Origin of the sequence: Micromonospora sp. NPDC023737, assembly GCF_040639715.1 — a bacterium.
Lineage (GTDB): Bacteria > Actinomycetota > Actinomycetes > Mycobacteriales > Micromonosporaceae > Micromonospora.
Map to the genome: position 1 here is coordinate 143846 of NZ_JBFAAL010000007.1, position 15971 is coordinate 159816.

At 72.2% G+C, this 15971-nt stretch carries 17 protein-coding genes; 10 read left to right on the top strand and 7 right to left on the bottom strand.

What is annotated here, in order from left to right:
• Positions 1-13: 13 nt before the first annotated feature.
• A complete protein-coding gene (locus AB0F98_RS17660; RefSeq protein ID WP_357736088.1) occupies positions 14-424 on the bottom strand; it encodes a VOC family protein in 411 nt (136 codons plus the stop codon).
• Positions 425-869: 445 nt separating this feature from the next.
• On the opposite strand from AB0F98_RS17660, the gene rox reads away from it, so the two are divergent.
• Both rox and AB0F98_RS17670 read left to right on the top strand, forming a co-directional pair.
• The gene (gene rox / locus AB0F98_RS17665) at positions 870-2291 is read left to right on the top strand and encodes a rifampin monooxygenase (RefSeq protein WP_357736599.1); all 1422 of its coding nucleotides are present in this window, start codon (positions 870-872) and stop codon (positions 2289-2291) included.
• A 204-nt stretch (positions 2292-2495) separates the two neighbouring features.
• Positions 2496-2699 (top strand): hypothetical protein, encoded by a 204-nt coding sequence (locus tag AB0F98_RS17670; protein ID WP_357736092.1) that lies wholly within the window; start codon positions 2496-2498, stop codon positions 2697-2699.
• A 97-nt stretch (positions 2700-2796) separates the two neighbouring features.
• Here the strand turns inward: AB0F98_RS17670 and AB0F98_RS17675 are convergent, their stop codons facing one another.
• Positions 2797-3396: an NAD(P)H-dependent oxidoreductase gene (locus AB0F98_RS17675; protein ID WP_357736096.1), complete on the bottom strand. Its 600-nt coding sequence runs from the start codon at positions 3394-3396 to the stop codon at positions 2797-2799.
• Positions 3397-3508: 112 nt separating this feature from the next.
• On the opposite strand from AB0F98_RS17675, the gene AB0F98_RS17680 reads away from it, so the two are divergent.
• Positions 3509-4348: a helix-turn-helix transcriptional regulator gene (locus tag AB0F98_RS17680; protein WP_357736099.1), complete on the top strand. Its 840-nt coding sequence runs from the start codon at positions 3509-3511 to the stop codon at positions 4346-4348.
• A gap of 85 nt (positions 4349-4433) precedes the next feature.
• Here the strand turns inward: AB0F98_RS17680 and AB0F98_RS17685 are convergent, their stop codons facing one another.
• Positions 4434-5483, bottom strand: a complete 1050-nt coding sequence (locus AB0F98_RS17685; protein ID WP_357736102.1) for a P1 family peptidase — start codon at positions 5481-5483, stop codon at positions 4434-4436.
• A 76-nt stretch (positions 5484-5559) separates the two neighbouring features.
• Here AB0F98_RS17685 and AB0F98_RS17690 point away from each other — a divergent pair, with 76 nt between their 5' ends.
• Positions 5560-6363, top strand: coding sequence for a methyltransferase domain-containing protein (locus tag AB0F98_RS17690; protein WP_357736105.1), 804 nt, complete (start codon positions 5560-5562; stop codon positions 6361-6363).
• Between the two features lie 72 nt (positions 6364-6435).
• Here the strand turns inward: AB0F98_RS17690 and AB0F98_RS17695 are convergent, their stop codons facing one another.
• Complete coding sequence (locus tag AB0F98_RS17695) at positions 6436-7269, bottom strand: nitroreductase/quinone reductase family protein (protein WP_357736108.1); 834 nt, start codon at positions 7267-7269, stop codon at positions 6436-6438.
• A gap of 432 nt (positions 7270-7701) precedes the next feature.
• Between AB0F98_RS17695 and AB0F98_RS17700 the strand changes: the two genes are divergently transcribed.
• The gene (locus tag AB0F98_RS17700; RefSeq protein WP_357736111.1) at positions 7702-8589 is read left to right on the top strand and encodes a hypothetical protein; all 888 of its coding nucleotides are present in this window, start codon (positions 7702-7704) and stop codon (positions 8587-8589) included.
• 92 nt (positions 8590-8681) lie between these two features.
• On the top strand, positions 8682-9248 hold the full coding sequence (locus tag AB0F98_RS17705) for a maleylpyruvate isomerase N-terminal domain-containing protein (protein ID WP_357736602.1): 567 nt from the start codon (positions 8682-8684) through the stop codon (positions 9246-9248).
• A gap of 140 nt (positions 9249-9388) precedes the next feature.
• On the opposite strand, the gene abc-f is transcribed toward AB0F98_RS17705, so the two are convergent.
• The 3 genes from abc-f to AB0F98_RS17720 form a co-directional block, all read right to left on the bottom strand.
• The gene (gene abc-f / locus AB0F98_RS17710) at positions 9389-11026 is read right to left on the bottom strand and encodes a ribosomal protection-like ABC-F family protein (RefSeq protein WP_357736114.1); all 1638 of its coding nucleotides are present in this window, start codon (positions 11024-11026) and stop codon (positions 9389-9391) included.
• A gap of 263 nt (positions 11027-11289) precedes the next feature.
• Positions 11290-11844, bottom strand: a complete 555-nt coding sequence (locus tag AB0F98_RS17715; protein WP_357736117.1) for a GNAT family N-acetyltransferase — start codon at positions 11842-11844, stop codon at positions 11290-11292.
• A 53-nt stretch (positions 11845-11897) separates the two neighbouring features.
• The gene (locus AB0F98_RS17720) at positions 11898-12377 is read right to left on the bottom strand and encodes a DUF1992 domain-containing protein (RefSeq protein ID WP_357736120.1); all 480 of its coding nucleotides are present in this window, start codon (positions 12375-12377) and stop codon (positions 11898-11900) included.
• A 195-nt stretch (positions 12378-12572) separates the two neighbouring features.
• Here AB0F98_RS17720 and AB0F98_RS17725 point away from each other — a divergent pair, with 195 nt between their 5' ends.
• The 4 genes from AB0F98_RS17725 to AB0F98_RS17740 all read left to right on the top strand — a co-directional run bounded on the left by AB0F98_RS17725 (position 12573) and on the right by AB0F98_RS17740 (position 15907).
• Positions 12573-13223, top strand: coding sequence for a LysE family translocator (locus tag AB0F98_RS17725; protein ID WP_357736123.1), 651 nt, complete (start codon positions 12573-12575; stop codon positions 13221-13223).
• A 160-nt stretch (positions 13224-13383) separates the two neighbouring features.
• Complete coding sequence (locus tag AB0F98_RS17730; protein WP_357736126.1) at positions 13384-14553, top strand: hypothetical protein; 1170 nt, start codon at positions 13384-13386, stop codon at positions 14551-14553.
• Between the two features lie 162 nt (positions 14554-14715).
• Positions 14716-15306 (top strand): pyridoxamine 5'-phosphate oxidase family protein, encoded by a 591-nt coding sequence (locus AB0F98_RS17735; RefSeq protein ID WP_357736129.1) that lies wholly within the window; start codon positions 14716-14718, stop codon positions 15304-15306.
• Positions 15307-15565: 259 nt separating this feature from the next.
• Positions 15566-15907, top strand: a complete 342-nt coding sequence (locus tag AB0F98_RS17740) for an RNA polymerase-binding protein RbpA (RefSeq protein WP_046564157.1) — start codon at positions 15566-15568, stop codon at positions 15905-15907.
• Positions 15908-15971: the final 64 nt, after the last annotated feature.

The window sequence follows — 15971 nt, forward strand, 5'->3', positions numbered from 1 at the left end:
CCCGGCGGCCGCTCTACTCGCTCTTGCGCCAGATGGGGCCCTGGTCGGTCCAGGTGACACCCTTGTTGCGGCAGAGGCAGAACGGGTGGCCGATGGGGTCGGTGTAGACGCGCCAGCCGTAGCCGTCGGGGCCGATGGAGTCCTGCCGCAGGGTCGCGCCGAGGGCCAGGATGCGGCTCTGTTCGGCCTCGATGTCGTCGACTTCGAAGTCGAGATGGAACTGCTTGGGGTGCTCGCTGTCGGGCCACTGCGGGGCGCGGTAGTCCTCCACCCGGATGAAGGCCAGCTCGATCTCGCCGAACCGGATACCGGCCCAGTCGCCGTGGCTGCCCTCCTTGACCGGGCGACCCGTCACCTCTGAATAGAAGGCTGCCAGCGCCATCGTGTCCGGGCAGTCGATGATGAAGTCGGTGAGTCGCAGCACCCCGCGATCTTGCCACAAGATCAAATGTGCCGGAGCCGGTCCCTGTCGACGGCAGGGCCGGACCGTCGACCGTGACCGGCCGGGCCGCCATGCCGAACCCTCGCTGCACCGCACCGGCCCGCTCGGAGTCGTACCCGGGCGGCGGGAAAAGCAGTGGACCAGGTGGTGCTCAGGCTTGTAGCTTGCGGTTGCCCGTGACGCCGCCCGAGGAGGTGAGACCCATGAACGCTGTATCGATGTGGGTGCTCCCCCTTCCCGTCACGGTCGGGCGATCGACGTAGGTGTCGCCGGGAGCGCCTCGCCAACAAGGCACTCCCGAAAGGCAACACCTATGCCCTCTCTGCGATTCACCGCCGAGCCATCGTCCACCGCTTCGACCGGGGGCGACGTGAGTGACGTCCTCGGGCTCCCAGCGCCGGCCTCCGACGCCGACCCAGCGCCCCACCTGTTCGACGTGATCATTGCCGGGTGCGGGCCGACCGGTGCGATGCTGGCCGCCGAACTGCGGCTGCACGACGTGCGGGTACTCGTGTTGGAGAAGGAAACCGAGCCGGCGTCGTTCGTCCGCATTGTCGGTCTGCACATTCGCAGTCTCGAACTGATGGCCATGCGCGGGCTACTCGAGCGCATCCTCGAACGCGGAAGACGGCGTCCGGCCGGCGCCTACTTCGCCGGCATCGACAAGCCCGCGCCCGCGGGCCTGGATTCCGCGTACGCCTATCTGCTGGGCATCCCGCAGCCGGTCATCGTTCACCTGCTCGAAGAACACGCGATCGAGCTGGGTGCGCAGGTCCGGCGCGATAGTGCGGTGACCGCTTTCCAGCAGGACGACGACGGTGTGACCGTCGAGCTGGCCGGCGGGGAGCAGCTGCGTACGCGCTATCTCGTCGGCTGTGACGGGGCGCGCAGCATGGTGCGGAAACTGCTCGGGGTCGGCTTCCCCGGTGAGCCCTCGCGGAACGACACGCTGATGGGCGAGATGGAAGTGGGGGTGCCGCCGGAGGAGATCGCCGCCAAGATGGCCGGAATCCGCGACACCGACAAGCGATGGTGGCTCAGGCCGTTCGGCGAAAGGATCTACAGCGTAGTGGTCCCCGCCGCGGGAGTCAGCGACCACGCGCAACCGCCTACCCTCGAGGAGTTCAAACAACAGCTGCGCGCCATCGCCGGCACCGATTTCGGCGTGCACTCCCCGCGCTGGCTGTCCCGCTTCGGGGATGCCACCCGGCTGGCCGAACGCTATCGGGTCGAGCGGGTGCTGCTCGCCGGCGACGCCGCACACATCCATCCACCCACCGGCGGACAGGGCCTCAACCTGGGCGTCCAGGACGCGTTCAACCTGGGCTGGAAACTGGCCGCACAGGTCCGCGGCTGGGCGCCGGAGGCACTGCTGGACACCTACCAGGCCGAACGCCATCCGGTCGCCGCGGACGTCCTGGACAACACCCGCGCCCAGACGGAGCTGATGTCCACCGAACCGGGCCCGAAGGCCGTGCGCAGGCTGCTCACCGACCTGATGGACTTCGACGAGGTGAACCGCTACCTGCTCGAGAAGATCACCGCGATCGGCGTCCGCTACGACTTCGGCGCGGGCCCCGACCTGCTCGGCCGCCGCCTGCCCGACATCGACGTGAAACAGGGCCACCTCTACGGTCTGCTGCATCGCGGCCGCGGCCTGCTGCTGGACCGCACCGAACGCCTGACCGTCGGCGGCTGGTCGGACCGCGTCGATCACCTCGCGGATCCCACTGCGGCGCTGGACGTTCCGTGCGTCCTGCTCCGCCCCGACGGCCACGTCGCCTGGATCGGCGACGACCAGCAGGACCTGGACGATCACCTCTCCCGCTGGTTCGGCACGCCCAACTGATCCGCCTGAGCGGTCTCGGGCCGACAGTGGCCGCTGGGGGCGTCCGGGTGCGGGTGGCCGAGGCGATGACAGGGACGGGCTCGCGTGGTCACCCGGCCGCGGCTGGCGAGACCCCGAGCAGATCTGAGACGCCGTCGGCCAGGAGCTGGCAGGGTCGGCGTTCTCGTGGGACAGCGACCGCCGCTGGCACGGCGGAGGATAGCCGTGCCAGCGGCGGCAGCCGGCCATGCCGCGCTGCCGTCGGGCAAACAGCAGCTGCGGCGACTGGAGAAGCGACTGGCCGAACGCCAGGACGAGCTGCTGGCTCCGCTCTCACCCGAGGAACGGCAGCGGTTGACCGAGCTGCTGTCCCGGCTGTTGGACCACCACAACCGGCGAACCGGCACCTCCGAAGAGCCGTGGCGCTGACGCGCACAGCAGGAGCGCACGGATCCGCCCGGCGCGGCGCCCGAGGCGGCCGGCAGGCCGTCCTGCCGCCTCAGGCGAACTGCCAACCGACCAGCAGTCACGCTCCGCCGGGGTACGGCGCGGCGGTCCGGGCGGCGCGCAAGGCGTTCGCCCACCAGGCGAGCTGATCCAGGAGGATCTTGGCGTACCCGGCCGTCGCGGTGTCGAGCGGCACGCCGTCCTGCCAGGCGGTGAAGTAGTTCGGGAAGGCCAGTCCGTCACGGATGGTGACCGCGTGCAGTTCGGTGAGCACGTTCTGCAGGTGGAGCACCGCGTGCCGGCCGCCGCCCGCGCCGCCGTAGCTGACGAACGCGACCGGCTTGGCGGTCCACTGGGTGAAGTGCCAGTCGATGAGCGCCTTCAGCGAGGCCGGGTAGCTGTGGTTGTACTCGGGCGTGACGATGATGAAGGCGTCCGCGTCGACCAGCTTCGTGGTGACGTCCCGCATGCCTTCGGGCCGGGGGTAGTTCTCGCCGGCGAACTTCGGTGGCACGGCCGGCAGCGACAGCGGAACGTCGGCGTCCGCCAGGTCGACGATGTCGACCTCGAAGCCGCCGTGGGTCCGCACCTGCTCCGCCACCCACCCGGCGACGACCGGCCCGAACCTGCCCTCGCGGACGCTGCCGATGATGATCACAAGTTTGTTCTTGGCGTTCATGCCGTAAACGGTCGGCCGTTCTCGGCTTCGCAACCAGACCGGGCGCAGGCTGGCCCCCACACGGCCACCCTGAGCCCCGTCCGGTGGGCCGATTGAGTCGTACGCTCGGAGCATGGGTACGCCGTTGGGGAACTTCGTTCGGGCCAAGCGCGACAGCATCCGGCCGGAGGATCTGGGGCTGCCGGCACACGAGCGACGACGCGCCCCGGGGCTTCGGCGTTCCGAGTTGGCCACGCGGGCCGGCATCAGTGTCGAGTACCTCACCCGGATCGAGCAGGGACGCGACCGTAATCCGTCCGACCCCATCGTCAGGGCGCTCGCCGACGCGCTCAGCCTCGACGCGGCCGAACGCACGCATCTGCGTTACCTTGCCAAGATCAGCGGTGGCCTCTGCCCCGACCGTTCGCGGCCGGTACCACCCGAGCGGACCGTGCGGCCGACCGTCCGCCAGATCCTCGAACTCCTGGAACCGGGCATCGCCTTCGTCACCAACCGGCTGGGCGACGTGCTCGCCCACACCGACGGGTTCGCCACGGTCATGCGCGACACCGGGCTGCTGGATGCCGAGGAGCCCAACCTCACCAGGTACGTCTTCGCGCACCCGCAGGCCCGGGCGATCCTCACGAACTGGGATCAGATAGCGGACGAGCAGGTCTTCAACCTGTGGCTCGGGCCCTCGACCGAGAGCTTCGAATGGTTCACGGCGGAGTTCGCGCCCGTCGCCGGCGCCGAGTTCACCCGGCGACTCCACCGCCACCTTCCCCCGCCTCGGGTGCCGCTCACGATGCACCACCCTCGCGCCCACCAACTGAGCTGGGATCGTGAGACGCTCGAACTTCCCACCCCGGACGCCCAACAGTTGGTCATCTGGCTACCCGCCGACGAAGCGACCGCCACGGCGGTCGAGCAACTGCGCCACCGTCCGCGACGCGCCACCCTCCGCGCGGTCTGACCCCGGCGGCGGGTCAAGGCGCCGGCAGGGCCGACGATCCCGGTAGCGCCGGTCACCCAGCAGCGCGCTCGACCGCGACCGTACGTCAGCCGGGCACGGTCAGCCGGCCCGCGGCCGCCAATCGGCGTACGGCGGCCTCGTGCGGTACGGCGTGGCTGGTGCGACCACCCACTCCCCTGGTGGTCGTGGCGGTGAAGACCGAGTTGAGCAGCGCCTCCTCGACCGAATCGAGAACAGCGGCGAAGATCGGGTTGATCTGTGCGTCGGGGATCGTCGGCCGGTCCGGCGCGGCGGTGCTGAACGCGATCGCGTAGTCGCCGCTTCCGTTGCTGTACGACGCGCCGACCCGGCCCATGGCGAAGATGGCTCGGCGGGCCAGGCGACCGAGTTGCCGAGCGTCCAGGGGTGCGTCGGTGGCCACCACGATCATGCACGAGTTGCTGGGCGGTTCGGTCCGGTCGGCGTCCGGGATCAGTTCGTCCACGGGCAGCGGTACGCCGAGCGCGGTCAGCACGCCCCCGAAGTTGGACTGCGTGAGCGCGCCGACGGTCACCGGGCGGTCGAACCCGTCCACCAGTCTGGACGAGGTGCCGATTCCCGCCTTGTAGCCCAGGGCCGTGGTGCCGGTCCCGGCTCCGACGCACCCTTCCGCCGGCAGGCCGCCGGCTGCTGAGGTGAGGGCGGCATGCACGTGTTCCTCGGTGATGGGGCGTTGCCGGATGTCCGACAGGTGCCCGTCATTGGTCTCCCCCACCAGCGGGTTGAACGACACGCCGTCCGGCCGCCGGTCCATCAGGTAGGTCAGCAGCGCGTCCGCGGCGCGGAACACCGACAGGGTGGCCGTCAGGACGATCGGTGACTCCAGGACCCCGAGCTCGTCCACCTGCGTCGAGCCCACCAGCTTCCCGTAGCCGTTGCCGCGGTACACGGCAGCCGGCAACGTCCACCGCTGCGGGCCGAGCTGGCTCGGCACGACCGCCGTGACGCCGGTGTGCAGGTCGTGGCCGTCCTCGACGGTGGTGTGCCCGACCAGCACCCCCGGTACGTCGGTGATCGCGTTGTGCCGCCCGGTGGGCAACGTCCCGACCACGATGCCGAGGTCACGGGTACGGGGACGATGGGCTGGCTGGCTCATACGGCTCCAGGGTGTCGGATCGCCGGCGCCGGGAATTCGGTGGTCCGACGCCGGCGCGCGGTGCACGATCTGCGGGGTGCTGACCCCAGAGATCATGGATTACTACCGGCAGGGTGGCGAACGGGACCGCCTGGTCGCAGGCGCGGGCAGACTGGAGTTCCTGCGTACGTGGGACGTCCTGACCCGGGTACTGCCAGATCCGCCCGCGGTGGTGCTGGACGTCGGCGGGGCCACCGGCGTGTACGCCGGGCCGCTCGCCCGGGCCGGCTACCGGGTACATGTCGTCGACCCGGTGCCCGAACACGTGGCGGAGGCGGCGGCCCGCCCGGGAGTGACCGCCGTACGCGGAGACGCGCGCACCCTTCCCGTCGCCGACCGGGGCGTCGACGCCGTCCTGCTGCTCGGGCCGCTGTACCACCTGCCGGTCCGGGCCGAACGGGTCGCCGCGTGGCGGGAGGCCGCCCGCGCCGTACGCCCCGGCGGCGTGGTCGTGGGCGCGACCATCAGCCGGTTCGCGTCGCTGCTCGACGGCTTCGTGTGGGACTACTTCAGCGACGCGCGGTTCCGGCCGTTGGTGGAGCGCGCGTTGGCCGACGGGGTGCACCACAACACCGACGCCGGCCGGACGTGGTTCACCAGCGCCTACTTCCATCACCCGGACGAGCCGGCGGCGGAGGTTTCGGAGGCGGGACTGATCCTGCGGCGGCGTGTCGCCGTCGAGGGGCCGTTGTGGATGACCGGGGCCCGGCTGCCGGAGATCCTCGCGGATCCGGGCCGGACCGACCTGCTGCTGGAGATGCTGCGCGCGGTGGAGGACGAGCCGAGCCTGTTCGGCGCGAGCAGCCACCTGCTCACCGTCGCCTGCGCATCGCATCGCTGACGGCCGTCGCGCCTCTGCGCGCCGGGGCGCCCTGTGCCACCGGACGATGACCGGCGGCACAGGACACGTACGTCAGCCCATCGCGTCGAGCAGCGGCACGAGCTGCTCCTCCTCGTACGCCAGGTGGCGCTCGAGTTCGTCGGTGAGCTGATCCACCTGCCGTCGTACCTCCGCGGGGTCGGCCGTCTGGTCGCGAACCACTGCCTGGAGCTGGTCGACGAGGCCCGCCACGCGGACGTGTTCCGCGCGCAGCCGGTCCAGCGTCGGCGCGAGCTGAGGGTGCTGCGCGGCGAGCCCGACGAACATTCCGCCGTCCTCCTGCGTGTGGTGGTGGTGCAGCCCCTGGCAGACCGCCAGGCAGTTCACTCGCAGCTGGGCGCCGAGCCGGGAGCCCGTCGTCGCCACCTCACGGCGGATCAGGGCGAGTTCCCGGCGGAACGCGTCGTGGATCCGGATGAGGGCCGCACCCCAGGACGACGCCTGGGGTGGACCACCGCCGGTGCGTTCGAGCGCGACCACCGGAAGGGTGCGGTTGGTCTTCGCCTGGTACGCCGCCCAGCCCGGGTCGGCCTCGGTCGCGCGGGCGAACACCTCGTCCCGCTCCGCCCCGACGAGGACGGTGGCCCGGGCCGGGTAGGTGAAGATGCCATCTTCGACGGTGACCTGCGGATCGCCGAGAATGTTGTGGAACCAGTGCGGGTGCCGGGGGGCGCCGCCGGCCGAGGCGATGACCAGGATCCGGCCCCCCTCATCGGGCAGGTAGCCCAGCGGGGTGGTGTGCGGCGCGCCGGAACGCGATCCGGTAGTGGTGAGCAGGATCAGCCGTCCGTTCTCGAACGGGCCACCGACCCGGCCTCCGTTGGCACGGAACTCGGCGATGATCTGGGTGTTGAAGTCGTTGGGCAATGCTCCGCTTTCTTCGATTCGGCGGGTACACGGAGACGCGCGTGACGCAGGTGAGTGACGTCCGCGACGCAAGAGTTCGGAGAAGAAGGCCGGCGTGGCCGTGAGTGCAGGCGTGAGGCGGATGCGCAGGCGTGGCAGGGCGGGCCACGGGCCCGCCGCGCGGTCACTGGGCGGCCGGGTGCCCCACTCGCTCGTGGCCCAAGGCCGACCCGGCAGTCACGCCAACGACCCTAGTCCCGCAAGCGGGGACGGGCAACGGCACCGGCTGTGGTGCGGACACGGTCTCCCACGTCGAGCGGGCGTGGGGGTCATTTCATGCCAGGCCGCTGGACGTGCCGCCAGCCGCTCAACCGTCCGGTCGTGGAAGTGATCCCGAACGGCGTCCAGCATGATCGCCGTCTGCGGCGGGGCCGGTGGACGTACAGTGCGGCGATGGACGTCCCCGACAGCCGGATGCCGGGCTGGTACCCGCATACCGAGCAGGCTCGTCCCGGTCTGGCACCCGGTGCCGGCGGTCCGGTGGGCACCCTGTTCGCGGCGTTGTACGGCGAGCTGACCCCGCACCCGTGGCGGACCACGGACCAGGACGCCTATTCGCTCTTCTACGACCGGTCCCTCGCCATGGGCTGGCTCGACGACGTCGGCGGGGTCGTCCGGCACACCGCCGCAGGCGTCGAGGAGCGGCGGACCGGGGCGGCGGGCCTGTGGGGCATGAACGACGCCGGGCAGGATCACCCGCTCGCCGCACCGGAGTCGTCGCTGGTCGCGTGGTTCCAGGTGGGAGTCGAGCCGGTGGCCGACGACCGGCCGCTGCCGGTGCAGCCGTTCCTGCGCTGCGCCGGTGACACGGCGGCGCGACTCGGCACCCTGCAACTGCACGCGGTGCAGGTGTTGCTGCCCGTCCAGGTCCTCGGCGGCACATCGCACCCGGCATCCGCGCGAATCCCGTCAATGCGCGCCCCCGGCTGGTTCGCTGACGGCGATCCACGCTCGCGGACTCAGGTACGGATCACGCTGGACAGCGGCCAGGACCCGGCCGTCCCGGCGACGGCCCCCGCGTTGCGAGAGTCGATGAACCGGCTGGACCAGAGGGTGTTCGCCTGCGGGTCGTACTCCCTCACCGAGCACGACCCGCTGGCGACGCGCCCCCCGTTCGACGACGGCCTCTGGAACGGCCCGCCGCTGCACCGGGTGAGCTTGCACGGAACGCTCGCCGAGTGGTCCCTGGACGCGATCGGCTGGCTGGGCGGCTTCCTCGCCGACCTGAGCGCACTGCACGGCGTCACGACCCCGCTGCTGCTCACCGCCAGTCCGACGTAGGTACTCGAGCGGCTCCCGCGTCCGGGCCTCTCCGAGCCGACCCCTTCCCGCTCGACCCACGGCTGCTGTGCGAAGGTCGGGGCGTGGCGGGGATGACCGGGGGCGAGGTCGTACGTGCGGCTGTTGAGATGGTCCGGGTGCTCGGGCCGCACACCGAAACGCAGTGGGATGTGCCGGCCAGCGGGCTGACTTGGAGCTGCTGGACCACCGCCGCGCACGTCGCCCACGACCTGTTGGCGTACGCCGGGCAGGTCAGCGCCCGACCCACGGGCGGCTACCTGCCGTTCGACCTGCGGGTCGCCCCCAGCGCGAACCCACGCGAGGTGCTGACCGTGGTCACCGCCTGCGCCGGCCTGCTCGCCGCGACAATCGATACGGCCGACCCGGGCACCCGCGCCTGGCACTACGGGCCGTGCGACCCGGGCGGTTTCGCGGCGATGGGGGTAGCCGAGACGCTACTGCACACCTGGGACATCACCACCGGTCTCGGGCTGGCGTGGGAGCCACCCGCCGACCTGAGCGCCGCCGTGATCGACCGGCTGTTCCCGGAGGCGCCCAGCGGCCCGCCGCCGCAGGTGCTGCGCTGGCTGACCGGCCGGGGCGAATTGCCCGGCCGGGTCCGGCGCACATCCTGGAGCTGGCGGGCCGCCCTCGGCTGAGCCGATGCGCGCCCACGGCCGGTGTCGCGGCGCGACCGGCCGGGCTGGCCGAACCCGTCCGGCCACCGGGTATTGCTCCCGGCCGACGTGGCGGAAGCGATACGCGACTGCGGGGCGACGCCAACGGGCCGGCAGTGACCTCAGGCCTGTTCGGGCGGGCCGGTCTCCTGCAGCCGGCCGTCGTCGAGGCGCAGCCAGCGGTTCACCGCGATCTCCCGCAGGAACCGGTCGTCGTGACTGACCACCACGAACGCGCCCCGGTACGCACCGAGTGCGTTCTCCAGCTGGGCGACGCTCACCAGGTCGAGGTTGTTGGTGGGCTCGTCGAGCAGCAGCAGCTGCGGCGCCGGCTCGGCGAACAGCACACACGCCAGGGTGGCGCGTAGCCGCTCGCCGCCGGAGAGCACCCCGACGGGCAGGTGCGCGCGGGGACCGCGGAACAGGAACCGCGCCAGCAGGTGCATGCGCTGCGCCTCGGGCAGGGCCGGAGCGTACGCGGCCAGGTTCTCCAGCACGGTGCGGTCGAGGTCCAGCAGGTCCAGCCGCTGCGACAGGTACGCGACGCGTCCCTCGGCGTGCCGGATCCGGCCGCCTTCCGGTGTCAGGTCGCCGTTCATCAGCCGCAGCAGTGTGGATTTGCCGGCCCCGTTACGGCCGGACAGGGCGATCCGTTCCGGGCCGCGAATGATCAGGTCGACGCCGTCGCCGCCGAAGACAGCCCGGTCACCGAGGCGCACCTGGATGTCCTCGCCCTCGAAGAGGGTACGGCCGGCCGGTACGGCGGTGTCCGGCAGCTCGATGGCGATCTTCTGCTCGTCGCGCAGCGCGCGGCTGGCCTCGTCGAGCCGGGCGCGGGCATCGTTGACCCGGGCGGCGTGCACCTCGTTCGACCGGCCGGCGGACTCCTGGGCGCTGCGCTTCAACCCGCCGGCGACGATCCGGGCCAGCCCGGCGTTGCCGAGGTTGCGGTTGGCGTTGCTGGCCCGGCGGGCGGCCCGTTCCCGGGCCTGCTGCATCTCCCGTTTCTCCCGTTTGACCTCCTGTTCGGCGTTGCGCACGTTTTTCTCGGCGACCTCCCGGGCCGCGCGCACCGCTTCGGAGTACGCGGTGAAGTTGCCCCCGTACAGGCGCAGCTCGCCCCGGTCGAGTTCGGCGATGCGGTCCATCCGGTCCAGCAACGCCCGGTCGTGGCTGACCAGCAGCAGGGTGCCGTGCCAGTCGTCGAGCACCTCGTACAGCCGCCGCCGGGCGTCGGCGTCGAGGTTGTTGGTGGGCTCGTCGAGCAGCAGCACGTCGGGACGTTTCAGCAGCTGCGCGGCGAGGCCGAGGGAGATGACCTGCCCGCCGCTGAGGGTGTGCAGGCGTCGGTGCAGCGACACGTCACCGAGGCCGAGCCGGTCGAGTTCGGCGCGGGTGCGTTCCTCGATGTCCCAGTCGTTGCCGATGGTGGTGAAGTGTTCCTCGTTGGTGTCGCCGGACTCGATTGCGTGCAGGGCCTCGATCAGCGCGGCGACCCCGAGCACTTCGGCCACGGTCAGGTCGGCGGCCAGCGGCAGGGTTTGCGGCAGGTAGCCGAGCACTCCGTCGACGGACACGCTGCCGCCGGTGGGCTGGTACTCGCCGGCGATCAGCTTCAGCAGGGTGCTCTTGCCGGCCCCGTTGGGCGCGGCGAGCCCCGTTCGGCCCTCGCCGACGGTGAAGGAGAGTTCCTCGAACACCGGGGTGTCGTCCGGCCACGAGAAGGAGAGGTTGGAGCAGATGATGGACGCGCTGGACATGGGTGGACCTCGGAAGGCTGGCGGGCGCGCCGCGGGCGCGGCCCGGGAGGCGAATCAGGAAGACGATGGTCAGGCCACGACGCCGACGCTTACCCGCGCCGCCGGTGGCCACTCACTGTCCGGTGTCACCCGGAGATGTCGTCTTCGCCCACCATGTCTGGTCTCCCTGGTATCGGTCGGTCGCCGGGCAACGGTAACAGGCACCGGATCCACGGCAAGTCAATTTCAAGATCTCATCGTCGGTGGCGGCAGGGCGCCGAGGCTCATCCGACCGCAGTGGCGTGGCGTACGTGCCGGTGCCCGTCGCGCGGGAACGGTGGTCGGGCCGGCAGCACCTCGACGAACCCGAAGCCGGCCTTCTCGGCGACCCGGCAGGAGGCGGGGTTGTCGATCTGGTGCAGCAGGTCCAGCCGGGTCAGCCCGGCGAAGTGCGCGAACGCCCAGCGGCTGACCGCGTCGACCGCGCGGCCCGCCACGCCACGTCCGCGGGCCGGCGCGGCCGTCCAGTAGCCCACCTCGGCGTCCGGTCGGCCCGGCGCGACGTTCTTGAGCACCACGTTCGCCACCGGCCGGTCGCCGCCGTGTGGGTCCGGCTCGCACACGGCGAACGCGAACCGTACGCCGGCCTGCAAGTCCTCGCGTGCCTCGTCGAGGAAGCGACGCGCGTCCGCCGTGGTGCGCACCGGGAACCGGGTGCGGCTGCGCAGCACCGGGTCCTGGTGCGCCACGATCAGCGCGTCCTGGTCGTCGTCGCGCCAGGGACGCAGAAGCAGTTCCGGAGCGGACGCGGTCGCCGGGGCGCGCAGGATGATCGACACAAGCTCATTCTGCGCGATCGAACGCCCCGACCGGGTACCCCGAAGCCTGTCCTTCAGGCGGCGGAACGGCGACGCCACGGCCGCCAGCCCCGCCGGGGCGTACGGTCGTCGTCGCCCACGGTCGACGGCGTGGGTGGGGCCATGGCGCTGCGGCGGTCGTCGCGCCAGCGGCGGACCACCTCGTCGACGTTGACCGGGCGCACCACGACCCGCGGGCCGGTCGGCAGCCGCAGCCAGGCGATGATGTCGGCGTTCAGCAGGGCGCAGAAGTCGCGTACGGCCTGCTCGGTGGGCAGGTCACGCACCTCGTCGGGCACCCGCTCGACCCGGCGGCGCAGTTGCAGCGGGGTGGGGAGCAGCAGGTCGCTGGGGAGCTTCTCCCGCTGCATGAAGCTCTTGATCCACCACGATTCGTCGTACGGCAGGTTCCGGCCGGGGATCGGCTTGCCCGCACCTGGCAGGTTGTCGAACTCGCCGCGCTCCTGTGCCGAGCGGATCTCCGCCTCGACCGCCGCTTCCCACATGTTCGTCATCCGACCCCCTCCCCGGCCCACCGTAACGCGCCGCCGCCCAGGCGTCGGCCCGGTAGTCGAAGCGTCCGAGCCGCCGCCACGCATTCCCGGTACGGGCGTGCGGCGGTGGGCCACCCGCCGGTCCGGCGGCATTTCCCCGACCGGTAACGGGACCGTAGAGTCCAATTGTTGATCAGTGACAGGAAGGTGTGGTCAATGGTGGATACGGGTGCGCTGGTGGGGATATCGCTCGTGGCGATCGGCATCGTGCTCACGCCCGGCCCGAACATGGTCTACCTGGTGTCCCGTTCGGTGACCCAGGGGCGACGGGCCGGTTTCATCTCGCTGCTCGGCGTCGCCGCCGGGTTCGGGGTCTACCTGGTGGCTGCGGTCGCCGGGCTGGCCACCGTGTTCGTTCTGGTGCCGGCGCTGTACACGGCGGTGAAGCTGGCCGGCGCGGCGTATCTGCTCTGGCTGGCCTGGCGGACGCTGCGGCCCGGCGGTAGTTCGCCGTTCACGCCGGCGCCGCTGCCGGCGGAACGGCCGCGACGGCTGTTCACCATGGGGTTGGTGACCAACCTGCTCAACCCGAAGATCGCGATCCTCTACGTGTCGCTGTTGCCGCAGTTCCTGGAGCCGCAGCGCGGGCACGTCGCCATGCAGAGTCTGCTGCTGGGTCTGACCCAGGTCAGCATCGCCGTGGCCGTGAACGGGCTGATCGTGCTGACCGCCGGCTCGCTCGCCGGGTTCTTCTCCCGCCGGCCGCTGTGGCTGCGCGTGCAGCGCTGGGTGATGGGCAGCGTGCTGGGCTCGCTCGCCGTGCGCATCGCCGCCGACCGGTCCCGCGCCGCCGTGGCCACCCCCTGAACGGTTGCTGATCTCGCGCCGGCGTAGCGATGCCCTCGAACAGTTGCTGCGCCGGCGTGGCGACCCGTCGGCGGGTCCCGCGTCGCCGTGCGCCGCCGGCCGACCGGCCCGGGAGTACGTGAGGGCGGGTTGCGGGGGCCCGCACTAGACTTCGCCCTCGATGGACGCCCAGCCCGCCCCCGACCTTCGCCCCTGCGCCCACTGTGGACGCCCGGTGCCGCAGCGCGTCGGCGCAGGCCGGCCGTTCCGCTACTGCCGCGACAACGACGGCGCCTGCCAGCGAGCCTCGCGCAACAGCCGCATGCGGCACCGCAACGCGCCCGGCCTGCCCGGCCAGGTGGCCCGGACGTGGGAGGCGGTGGACCGCCTCGACCAGATCGTCGAGACGCTGACCGAGGCGCTGCACGCCGAACTCTCCCCCGTCGGGGTGGAACGGCAGCTCGCCCAGGCCCGCGCCGCGGCGGCAACCGAGATCGCCGCCGCGCAGACCGAACGCGACGAGGCACGCCGCGAGGCCGAGGACGCCGCCGCGGCCGTCGCGCGGGCCCGTGAGCAGGCGCGGACCGCGGCCGCCGAGCGGGACACGGCCCGTACCGACGCCGCCCGCAGCGCCGAGCAGGCCGACCGGGACGCTGAACGGGCGCGGCAGGCCGAAGCGGCCCGGGACGAGGCCCGCCGCGCGGCCACCGCGGCGGAGGCGCTGCGGGTGCAGGCCGAACGGGACCGGGACGCGGCGCGGCAGGAACTGCGTACGGTGCGCGCGGAACGTGACACCGAACGGAGCCGGGTGGCCGACCTGACCGCGGAGCGGGACACCGCCCGCGCCGACGCCGACCGGGCCACCCGCGACGCCGCCGAGGCGCACGAACGCGCGCAGCGGTGGCAGGCGGAGGTGGAGGACGTACGCCGGCAGGTGGAGCAGGCCCGCGCCGACGCAGCCCGGGCCCGCACCGGCGCCGCTGACGCCGTCCGGGCGCGCGAGGAGGCCGACCGGGCCCGGGACCGGGCGGAGACGGCCGCCCGGCAGGCCGAGGCCGCCCGCCTGGAGGCCGACGCCACGGCCGGTCACCTGCGCTCCGAGCTGACGGCCGCCGCCGCGCGCGCCGACACGCTCGCCGACGAGTTGGCCGCCGCGCGGCGGGCCGCGGCCACCGCCGAGGGCCGGCTGACCGAGCTGACCGTACGACTGCACGCCGCCGAGGCCGACCGGGACTCCGCTCAGCAGCGGGTGGCCCAACTCGCCGGTCAGGTCAGTGACCTGGCCGCGGCGCTGGCGCGCCTCGGTTCGGGTGCCGCGTCCGCGGCGGGCCCCGACGTCCCGGCACGCTGAGCCCGGCCACCGGCGGCGCCGAGGCCGACCCATCGGGACGTGCGCCCCGGTCAGCGCGGCGGGGATCATCCCCCGGCCGGGGCGTGGTGCCGGTCGATCCGCGGGTTGGGACGCCGACCGGCAGGGCAGCGGCGGGTTCCGGCCGCGTGGGAGGCTTCCCAGGTGGGCAAGACGCATGAGCGGATCGAGGGACGGCTGCGGTCGTTCATCGAGTCCCAGCCGATGTTCTTCACCGCCACCGCGCCGCTGGCCGGCGGCGGCACCATCAACCTGTCCCCCAAGGGCCTGCGTGGCTCCTGGGCGGTGCTCGACGAGCAGACTGTCGCATACCTGGACTTCGCCGGCAGCAACGCCGAGACGGTCGCGCACCTGCGGGAGAACGGCCGGATCACGCTGATGTGGTGCGCGTTCCAGGGGCCGCCGAACATCGTCCGCGTGCACGGGCGGGGTGAACCGGTGTTCCGCGACGACCCGCGCTGGCGGGAGCTGATCGGCCACTTCCCCGACATCGACCCGAGCGTGCACGGCCTGCGGGCGATCATCGTGGTGCGGGCCGAGCTGATCCGGGACACCTGCGGCTACGCGGTGCCGTTCATGACCTACGACGGTGACCGTGACCTGCACGGCAAGCGGTTCACCCGGGAGGACGACGCGTCGCTGAGCGACTACTTCGCCGGTAAGCAGCACGTCGCGAGCAGCATCGACGGGCTGCCCGGCCTGCCGTTGCCGCTGCCTCCGACACCGGCGGCGTGACCGGGGTCTCACCTACCGGATGACGCAGGTTGCGCCGCCCGCCGCAACCTGCGTGCCGCCGCGGCGGTTAACATCGCCGGGACAGTCACAGCTTCATCATCGCGGTTCGGCCGGGGCGACCTCGCCGGGCCGCTGTGACGGCCAGCTACCCTTGTCCAGGCTCGGCCGTGGGCGCTGCGCGCCCTTTCGGCGGGAATGGGCTGGCAGGCCCGGACCGTTACACGAGAAGACCAGCACCACGAACGAGGGGAAGTCGATCATGGGCGAGCGTATGCTGCGCGGAAGCCGCCTTGGCGCGGTGAGCTACGAGTCCGACCGCAACACCGAGCTCGCGCCACGGCAGACCCGCGAGTACCTGTGCGCCAAGGGCCACCAGTTCGAGGTGCCGTTCGCCGTCGACGCCGAGGTCCCGACGACCTGGGAGTGCAAGTTCGACGGCAGCGTCGCCCGGCTGGTCGACGGCAGCGAGCCGGAGCAGAAGAAGGCCAAGCCGCCGCGTACCCACTGGGACATGCTGCTGGAGCGGCGCTCGATCGCCGAGCTGGAGGACATCCTCGCCGAGCGGCTCCAGGAGGTCCGGACCCGACGCGGCCGGGCCTGACGAACAGCGAGCACCGAAAAGGGCGGCGCCCCCGGGGATCACTCCCTCGGGGGCGCCGCCCTTT

Excerpts from the sequence above, each read along its gene's own strand:
- AB0F98_RS17725 (WP_357736123.1), top strand. The coding sequence starts at position 12,573 with ATGGTGGATACGGGTGCGCTGGTGGGGATATCGCTCGTGGCGATCGGC.
- AB0F98_RS17680 (WP_357736099.1), top strand. The coding sequence starts at position 3,509 with ATGGGTACGCCGTTGGGGAACTTCGTTCGGGCCAAGCGCGACAGCATC.
- AB0F98_RS17730 (WP_357736126.1), top strand. The coding sequence starts at position 13,384 with ATGGACGCCCAGCCCGCCCCCGACCTTCGCCCCTGCGCCCACTGTGGA.
- AB0F98_RS17700 (WP_357736111.1), top strand. The coding sequence starts at position 7,702 with ATGGACGTCCCCGACAGCCGGATGCCGGGCTGGTACCCGCATACCGAG.
- AB0F98_RS17720 (WP_357736120.1), bottom strand. The coding sequence starts at position 12,377 with ATGACGAACATGTGGGAAGCGGCGGTCGAGGCGGAGATCCGCTCGGCA.
- AB0F98_RS17675 (WP_357736096.1), bottom strand. The coding sequence starts at position 3,396 with ATGAACGCCAAGAACAAACTTGTGATCATCATCGGCAGCGTCCGCGAG.
- AB0F98_RS17685 (WP_357736102.1), bottom strand. The coding sequence starts at position 5,483 with ATGAGCCAGCCAGCCCATCGTCCCCGTACCCGTGACCTCGGCATCGTG.
- abc-f (WP_357736114.1), bottom strand. The coding sequence starts at position 11,026 with ATGTCCAGCGCGTCCATCATCTGCTCCAACCTCTCCTTCTCGTGGCCG.
- AB0F98_RS17740 (WP_046564157.1), top strand. The coding sequence starts at position 15,566 with ATGGGCGAGCGTATGCTGCGCGGAAGCCGCCTTGGCGCGGTGAGCTAC.
- AB0F98_RS17705 (WP_357736602.1), top strand. The coding sequence starts at position 8,682 with ATGACCGGGGGCGAGGTCGTACGTGCGGCTGTTGAGATGGTCCGGGTG.